The 8,114-nt window shown below is 64.1% G+C and carries 7 protein-coding genes and 1 pseudogene; 6 read left to right on the top strand and 2 right to left on the bottom strand.

Annotated features, from left to right (window positions below; genetic code table 11):
* Positions 1-112 precede the first annotated feature (112 nt).
* On the bottom strand, positions 113-1,642 hold the full coding sequence (locus tag JHD07_RS20650; protein WP_291625273.1) for a malonyl-CoA synthase: 1,530 nt from the start codon (positions 1,640-1,642) through the stop codon (positions 113-115).
* An 86-nt stretch (positions 1,643-1,728) separates the two neighbouring features.
* On the opposite strand from JHD07_RS20650, the gene JHD07_RS20645 reads away from it, so the two are divergent.
* The 4 genes from JHD07_RS20645 (at position 1,729) to JHD07_RS20630 (ending at position 5,080) form a co-directional block, all read left to right on the top strand.
* A complete protein-coding gene (locus JHD07_RS20645; RefSeq protein WP_291625271.1) occupies positions 1,729-2,490 on the top strand; it encodes an SDR family NAD(P)-dependent oxidoreductase in 762 nt (253 codons plus the stop codon).
* A 408-nt stretch (positions 2,491-2,898) separates the two neighbouring features.
* Entirely contained in the window at positions 2,899-3,453 is a 555-nt protein-coding gene (locus JHD07_RS20640) for a fasciclin domain-containing protein (RefSeq protein ID WP_291625270.1), read from the top strand.
* A gap of 197 nt (positions 3,454-3,650) precedes the next feature.
* Positions 3,651-4,283, top strand: a complete 633-nt coding sequence (locus JHD07_RS20635) for a cytochrome b/b6 domain-containing protein (RefSeq protein WP_291625268.1) — start codon at positions 3,651-3,653, stop codon at positions 4,281-4,283.
* 14 nt (positions 4,284-4,297) lie between these two features.
* Positions 4,298-5,080, top strand: a complete 783-nt coding sequence (locus tag JHD07_RS20630; protein WP_291625266.1) for a molybdopterin-binding protein — start codon at positions 4,298-4,300, stop codon at positions 5,078-5,080.
* A 132-nt stretch (positions 5,081-5,212) separates the two neighbouring features.
* Here JHD07_RS20630 and JHD07_RS20625 read toward each other — a convergent pair whose 3' ends face one another.
* Positions 5,213-6,394 (bottom strand): YbfB/YjiJ family MFS transporter, encoded by a 1,182-nt coding sequence (locus JHD07_RS20625; RefSeq protein WP_291625265.1) that lies wholly within the window; start codon positions 6,392-6,394, stop codon positions 5,213-5,215.
* Positions 6,395-6,629: 235 nt separating this feature from the next.
* Between JHD07_RS20625 and leuB the strand changes: the two genes are divergently transcribed.
* On the top strand, positions 6,630-7,742 hold the full coding sequence (gene leuB, locus JHD07_RS20620; protein WP_291625264.1) for a 3-isopropylmalate dehydrogenase: 1,113 nt from the start codon (positions 6,630-6,632) through the stop codon (positions 7,740-7,742).
* 157 nt (positions 7,743-7,899) lie between these two features.
* A pseudogene (locus JHD07_RS20615) lies at positions 7,900-8,114 on the top strand (acetyltransferase); the annotation flags it as partial.

Genomic DNA, 8,114 nt, shown 5'->3' with positions numbered 1-8,114 from the left:
CCCTCCGTCATTGCGAGCGCCGCGAAGCAATCCAGAATCTTTCCGCGGAGGCAGTCTGGATTGCTTCGTCGCAACGGCTCCTCGCAATGACGAAAGCGAGAGCGTGCGCGTCTCACTTCTTCTTGTAGATATCCTTGTACGTCTCGCGCAGGATGTTCTTCTGCACCTTGCCCATGGTGTTGCGCGGCAGCTCGTCGACGACAAAGACCCGCTTGGGCATCTTGAATTTCGCGAGGCGTCCGTCGAGGCCCTTCAGCACGGCCGCTTCATCGATGCTCGCGCCGGGCTGGCGCACCAGCACCGCGGTGACGCCCTCGCCGAAATCGGCATGCGGCACACCGATGACGGCGGATTCGATCACGCCGGGCATGGCATCGATCTCGCTCTCGATCTCCTTGGGGTAGACGTTGAAGCCGCCGGAGATGACGAGATCCTTGCCGCGGCCGAGGATGTGGACGTAACCCTTGGCGTCGATCTTGCCGAGATCGCCGGTGATGAAGAACCCGTCGGGACGGAATTCGGATTTGGTCTTCTCCGGCATGCGCCAATAGCCCTTGAAGACGTTCGGCCCCTTGACCTCGATCATGCCGATTTCCTCGCGGGGCAGCTCTTTCCCTGTCTCGGGATCGGTGACGCGCACGGAAACGCCGGGCAGCGGGAAGCCGACCGCACCGGGCACGCGCTCGCCGTCGTATGGGTTAGACGTGTTCATGTTCGTCTCGGTCATGCCGTAGCGCTCGAGCACGGCATGGCCCGTGCGCGCCGACCATTCGCGATGGGTCTCGGCCAGGAGCGGCGCCGAACCCGAGATGAACAGCCGCATGTGCTTCGTGGTCTCGTGCGACAGCGCGGGGTTCTGCAGCAGCCGCGTGTAGAAGGTGGGCACGCCCATCAGCACCGTCGCGCGCGCCATCAGCTTGATGATCCGGTCCGGCTCGAGCTTCGGCAGGAAGATCATCGACGCCCGCGCGAAGAGCGTCACGTTGGTTGCCACGAACAGGCCGTGGGTGTGATAGATCGGCAGCGCGTGGATCAGGACGTCCTTGTCGGTGAAGCGCCAATAGCCCACGAGGCTCAGAGAGTTGGACGCGAGATTATCGTGCGTCAGCATCGCCCCCTTGGAGCGTCCGGTGGTGCCCGAGGTGTAGAGGATCGCGGCAAGATCGTCGTTTTCACGCGGCACCGTGATGAACTCGCTGCTGGCCTTGTCTGCAGCCTCCGTCAGCGACCCCTTGCCGTCGGGGCCAAGCGTCTCGACCTTGGCGCTCACCTTCGCGGCGATCGGCGCGAGGCCTTCGGCCTTGGCGGGGTCGCACACCACCAGCGACGGCTCGGCATCGCCGATGAAATAGTCGAGCTCGTTCAGCGTATAGGCGGTGTTGAGCGGCAGATAGACCGCGCCGGCGCGCACCGTGCCGAGATACAGCACGATGTTGGCGACGGATTTTTCCACCTGCACCGCGACGCGGTCGCCCGGCTTCACGCCGCGGGCGACCAGCACATTCGCCATCTGCCCGGCGCGCGCGATCAGCTCGCCATAGCTGATATGGGCGCCGTCATGGGTCTCGATTGCGAGCCGTTTCGGATCGTCGAGGCCGTCGAACAGGCGGGAAAACAGGTTGGCGTTGGCAGCTCGGTTCATGCAACATTCCTCGCCGGCAGAGGCCGGTCAAAACCGAGGGCTGGATTAGCAAAAACCGCCCCGATGAAGCAACGGAGACAGTTTGCATGACCAAGAACGGGAAACGCGTGGCCTGGGTGACGGGCGGTGGCAGCGGGATCGGCGAAGCCGGCGCGGCGGCGTTGGCTGCCGACGGCTGGACGGTGGTGGTGTCGGGCCGCCGCAAGGATGCGCTGGATGCCGTGGTCGCGAAGATCACGAAAGCGGGCGGCGCGGCCGAGGCGATTGCACTGAACGTGTCCAAGGCCGCCGAGGCACAGAAGGCGGCGGACGAGATCGTCGCCCGCCACGGCCGCATCGACCTGCTGGTGAACAACGCCGGTATCAACATCCCCAAGCGCAGCTGGAAGGACATGGAACTGGAAGGCTGGGACGAGCTCGTCAAGGTCAACCTCAACGGCGTGCTCTATTGCATGCACGCGGTCTTGCCGACGATGCGCAGGCAACAGGACGGCGTGATCATCAACGTCTCGTCCTGGGCCGGCCGCCACGTCTCGAAGATGCCGGGTCCGGCCTACACCACGACCAAGCATGCGGTGCTGGCGCTGACCCATTCCTTCAACATGGACGAATGCATCAACGGCCTGCGCGCCTGCTGCCTGATGCCGGGCGAGGTGGCAACGCCGATCCTCAAGCTGCGCCCGGTGGTGCCGAGCGAGGAGGAGCAGGCGAAGATGCTGCAGCCGGAAGATCTCGGCCGGACCATCGCCTTCATCGCCAGCATGCCCGCGCGCGTCTGCATCAACGAGCTCCTGATCAGCCCGACCCATAACCGCGGCTTCATCCAGACGCCGAACAACAGGGATTGAGACGCGCAGAGCGTGCCAGATTCTCTGTTGTCGTCCCGGCGCGCGACGAAGTCGCGAGCTACGATGCGCAATTGCGCATCTGAGGACCCATAACCACAGCGAATAGTTTGGCGAGGGCTCGGAGTGGCCATCTCGTGTCACGACATCTCCCTGGGGTTATGGGTCCCGGATCTGCGCTACGCTTGTCCGGGACGACAGCGAGGATTTACCGCGCGCTCGGCTCCCACGAACATCCGCGCCGATAGTTTCGCCCATCACAAAGAATTTTAATCCGAAACCACATCGCGAACCCTCCCGTAGTTCGGTGCAACGACGGCACTGCTGCATCTCTCCTCACTGTCGCAGGCGCCGTTGTTGCCTCAACTTCACGCCGGCACTCGCCGGCACCAATTCAAACGGGAGACCTCCATGTCGAAGCGCATTGCCTATCTCGCTGCCGCCGCCTTCAGCGCCATCGCCGTCACCGCGACCGTCGTCGCGCCCGTGCGCGCCGAGGAGAAGACCGTCATGGTCGGCGGCGCTGCGATGTATCCGTCCAAGAACATCGTCCAGAACGCGGTCAACTCGAAGGATCACACCACGCTGGTGGCAGCGGTGAAGGCGGCCGGCCTGGTGCCGACACTGGAAGGCAAGGGTCCGTTCACGGTGTTCGCGCCGACCAACGCCGCCTTCGGCAAGCTGCCGGCCGGCACGGTCGACAATCTCGTCAAGCCCGAGAACAAGGCGACGCTGACCAAGATCCTCACCTATCATGTCGTGCCGGGCAAGCTCACGGCCTCCGACCTCGCCGACGGCAAGAAGCTGAAGACCGCCGAGGGCGAGGAACTGACCGTCAAGAAGCAGGACGGCAAGGTCTGGATCGTCGACGCCAAGGGCGGCACCTCGATGGTGACCATCTCCAACGTCAACCAGTCCAACGGCGTCATCCATGTGGTCGACACCGTGCTGATGCCGGCGACGTAACACCGCCCGATCCTGTTTCATCCCCGTACAGGATGGTTTCAGACCGCGAGCCGGGGATGCCCGGCTCGCTTTTTTGTGACCAGAATAGCCCGGCGGCATCGATTCGATGGCCGAGAGGGATGTAACGAAAACCGACCGCCTGGCGTATAATTCCCGACACTCGATCTCCAGCACGGATAGATCAGGACGGAACCATCATGGCGAGCCTCACAGTCACCGACGACCAGGTCGGAGCCAACACCAAGGCCAAAGTGGTCCAGCCGGCCTGGGTGCGGGTCATGCATTGGATCAACGCGCTTGCCATGATCCTGATGATCCTGTCGGGTTGGCAGATCTACAACGCCTCGCCGCTGTTCGACTTCCGCTTCCCGCGCGAATACACGCTCGGCGGCTGGCTCGGCGGCGGCCTGCTCTGGCACTTTGCGGCGATGTGGCTGCTGATGATCAACGGCCTCGCTTATCTCGTCACCGGCATCGCCACCGGCCGCTTCCGGAAGAAACTCTTGCCGATCACGGCGTCAGGCGTGCTCCACGACGTCAGGGCTGCGCTGACCTTCAAGCTCGGCCATGACGATCTCACCGTCTACAAGTACGTTCAGCGCCTGCTCTATGCCGGCATCCTCGTGGTCGCTATCCTGATCGTGCTGTCCGGCCTTGCGATGTGGAAGCCGGTGCAGCTCTATTACCTCGTGATGCTGTTCGGCGATTATCCGGCCGCGCGTTATGTCCACTTCTTCTGCATGGCCGCGATCTGCGCCTTCCTGGTCGTTCACGTCTTGCTTGCGCTGCTCGTGCCGAAGAGCCTGCGCGCGATGATCATCGGTCGCTGAACAGGAGAATTGTCATGGCCAAGCGTCCGTTCCTGATCCCCGGCGTCGACAAGCGGCTGCTGATCAAGGATTCCATCAAGACCATGCCTGATCTCGCTCGCCGCCGCTTCATTGCGGGCGGCGCCAGCCTGGGGGCGCTGACGCTGCTCACGGGTTGCGACGTCATCGACTCGTCCTCGGCGGAGACCATGCTGGCGAAGGTCTCGAAGTTCAATGACGCGGTGCAGGCCTGGATGTTCAATCCCGACGCGCTGGCGCCGACCTTCCCCGAGAGCGCGATCACCAAGCCGTTCCCGTTCAATGCCTACTACGACCTCGACGACGCGCCCGATATCGCGGCCGCAGACTGGAAGCTCGAGGTCCGCGGCCTCGTCGACAACAAGAAATCCTGGACGCTGGAGGAGCTCTACAAGCTGCCGCAGGTCACGCAGATCACGCGTCACATCTGCGTCGAGGGCTGGAGCGCGATCGGCAGTTGGACCGGCACGCCCTTGCGCGATTTCCTGAAACTGATCGGCGCGGACACGCGCGCTCAATATGTCTGGTTCCAGTGCGCCGACAAGGACGGCTACAATTCACCGCTCGACATGCGTAGCGCGCTGCATCCGCAGACCCAGATGACCTTCAAATACGCCAACGAGATCCTGCCGCGCGCCTACGGCTTCCCGATGAAGATCCGCGTGCCGACCAAGCTCGGCTTCAAGAACCCAAAATACGTGATCTCGATGGAGGTCACCAACGACTACAAGGGCGGCTATTGGGAAGACCAGGGGTATAATTCGTTCAGCGGGAGTTGATTGACTCTGTTATTCCGGGGCTCGCGAAGCGAGAACCCGGAATCCATTGTGCCGCAGTGCAGGTCGATGAATGGATTCTCAGGTGCGCAATTGCGCACCATAGTTCGCGCTACGCGCGCCCCGGAATGACGGCTAGGCCGGCCCCACCTTCCGCTGGCACAGCGCCGCCACCGCCCCGAGCGCCAATAGAGCCGCCGACACATTCAGCGCGTAGCTCAGGCTCCCCAGCGCATCCGTGATCGCGCCGACCGCGATCGGCCCGAGCGTCTGGCCGACGCCGAACGAGATCGTCATCGCCGCGATCGCCGTCGGCCACACTTCGGGCGGATAGTTGAAGCGCACGAAGGCCGTGGTCGAGCCGACCACAGCGAAGAACGCGACGCCGAACACCACGGCGGAGACCGCGAGCCAGGCCGGCGAATGTCCCAGCATCGGCAAGGCTGCACCCAGCGCGTTGGTGCCAAGGATGATGGCGGTGGCGAGTCCGCCGCGATCGAGCGCCAGCACGCCGCGCCAGGCCCAGGGCGTAACGAAGGCGGATAGGCCAATCAGGCCCCAGAACGCCGCCTGCGCCGCGGCCCCGCCGCCGCCGTCGCGCACATAGGCGATCATGAAGGTCATGTAGGCGATGTAGCCGGCGCCGAACAGGAAGTAGCCGGCGAGATAGATCAGCACCGGCAGGACCGCGAACGAGCCCTGACCGCCATCCGAGAAGCGGACGCTGCTCTCGATCCGGATCAGGAACAGCGGGATCGTCATCACGACGGACAGCAGCGTCAGCGCCCACCACACGATCCACCACGAGCCCGGCCCGAAATATTGCAGCGTGAACGGGGCGATCAGGCCCGAGGACAGAATGCCGATGCCGGGCCCGGCATAGAACAGGCTGAGCAGGAAATTGGCTCGTTCGGGCCGCGACTGCGCGATGGTGGCCGCGAGCGCGCCGCCGGCGACGAAGCCGATCGCGGCCCCGAGACCCAACACGAGCCGCGCCAGGCTCAACGCGACGAAGTTGCCCGTCAGCGCACAGGTCGCGAGCGCGGCGAGGCAAGCGAGGGTTCCGCCGCGGATGGCGACCGACCAGCCGACGCGCTGGATCAGCCGGGACGCCAGAAGCGCGCCGACGAGATAGCCGACGGCATTGATGGTGTTCATGAAACCGGCCGCAGAATAGGACCAGCCGAGGTCCTCCCGCATGTCGGGCAGCACCAGCGCATAAGCAAAGCGGCCGATGCCGAGCCCGACCGTTGCCGCCAGCGACAGCGTCAGGATCAGCCGCGCGGGACGCGGGTCGAGTGGGGCTTGGACGTGCAAGGGGGTACTCCGGCTTGCCCAGTGTGGCAGGACCCGTACGTCTTGCACAGCGGCGAGGCGGCAATGGTGTCTTGCCAAGCGCGCAACGCCGCTCTAGCACTCCGGCCGACCGTCATTCCCTGGCGCGCGGAGCGCGAGCCCGGAATCCATAACTCCAGTTGGTGGCTATGGATTCCGGGCCCGCGCAGAGAGGCGCGTCCCGGAATGACGAGAGAGGATCGAAAAGGACACGACCATGGCGACCCACAAACTGCTGCTGCTTCCCGGCGACGGTATCGGCCCCGAGGTGATGGGCGAGGTGAAGCGGCTGATCGACTGGCTCAATTCGGCCGGGATCGCCAGGTTCGAGACGGATACCGGCCTCGTCGGCGGCTCGGCCTACGACGCCCACAAGGTCTCGATCTCCGAGGGCGACATGGCCAAGGCCAAGGACGCCGATGCCGTGATCTTCGGGGCGGTCGGCGGCCCGAAATGGGATGCCGTACCGTACGAGGTGCGTCCCGAGGCCGGCCTGCTCCGCCTGCGCAAGGATCTCGCCCTGTTCGCCAATCTCCGTCCTGCCGTGTGCTACCCGGCGCTGGCGGAGGCTTCGAGCCTGAAGCGCGAAGCGGTCGAGGGGCTCGACATCATGATCGTGCGCGAGCTGACCGGCGGCGTCTATTTCGGCGAGCCCAAGACCATCACCGATCTCGGCAACGGGCAGAAGCGCGCCATCGATACCCAGGTCTACGACACCTATGAGATCGAGCGCATCGGGCGCGTCGCCTTCGAGCTTGCCAGGAAGCGCAAGAACAAGGTGACCTCGATGGAAAAGCGCAACGTCATGAAGTCCGGCGTGCTCTGGAACGAGGTCATGACTCAGGTCCACAAGCGCGAATACCCTGATGTCACGCTGGAGCATCAGCTCGCCGATTCCGGCGGCATGATGCTGGTGAAATGGCCGAAGCAATTCGACGTCATCGTCACCGACAATTTGTTCGGCGACATGCTGTCCGACATCGCGGCGATGCTCACCGGCTCGCTCGGCATGCTGCCCTCGGCCTCGCTCGGCGAGATTGACGTCAAGAGCAGGAAGCGCAAGGCGCTGTACGAGCCCGTGCACGGTTCAGCGCCTGATATCGCCGGCCAGGGCCTTGCCAATCCCATCGCGATGATCTCGTCCTTCGGCATGGCGCTGCGCTATTCCTTCGACATGGGCGATCTAGCCGACAAGGTCGACCAAGCCATCGCCGCGGTGCTCGCCAGCGGCCTGCGCACCGCCGACATCAAGTCGGAGGGCACCACGGCTGTCTCCACCACACAGATGGGCGAAGCGATCCTGAAGGAATTGCAGAAGCTGCACGCGTAAGGCGGCAAGCACAGAATCGTAGGGTGGGTTAGCCAAGCGGGCTGCGCGAAGCGCAGACTGCATGGCGTAACCCACTTCTTCTGTTCTCCGCGGAAAACCAGAGTGGTGGGTTGCGCTGCGCTAACCCACCCTACGCACCTGCACTCGGAGCCATCTCATGGATGCCGCACCCCGCCCCAAGATCGCGGAAACCATCATCCATGAAACGGTGCGCCGGCGCGAGGCGCAGATCGGGCGACGCTGCGAGATCCTCGCGGGCACGCGCATCGAATATGCCTCGCTCGGCGACTATTCCTATCTCGGTGAGAACTGCGATATCGCCGACGCCGCCATCGGCAAGTTCACGGCCATCGCCAATTCGGTGCGGATCGG

Source organism: Bradyrhizobium sp., assembly GCF_016462955.1.
Taxonomy (GTDB): domain Bacteria; phylum Pseudomonadota; class Alphaproteobacteria; order Rhizobiales; family Xanthobacteraceae; genus Bradyrhizobium.
This window is presented reverse-complemented; position numbering and strand designations above follow the sequence as displayed.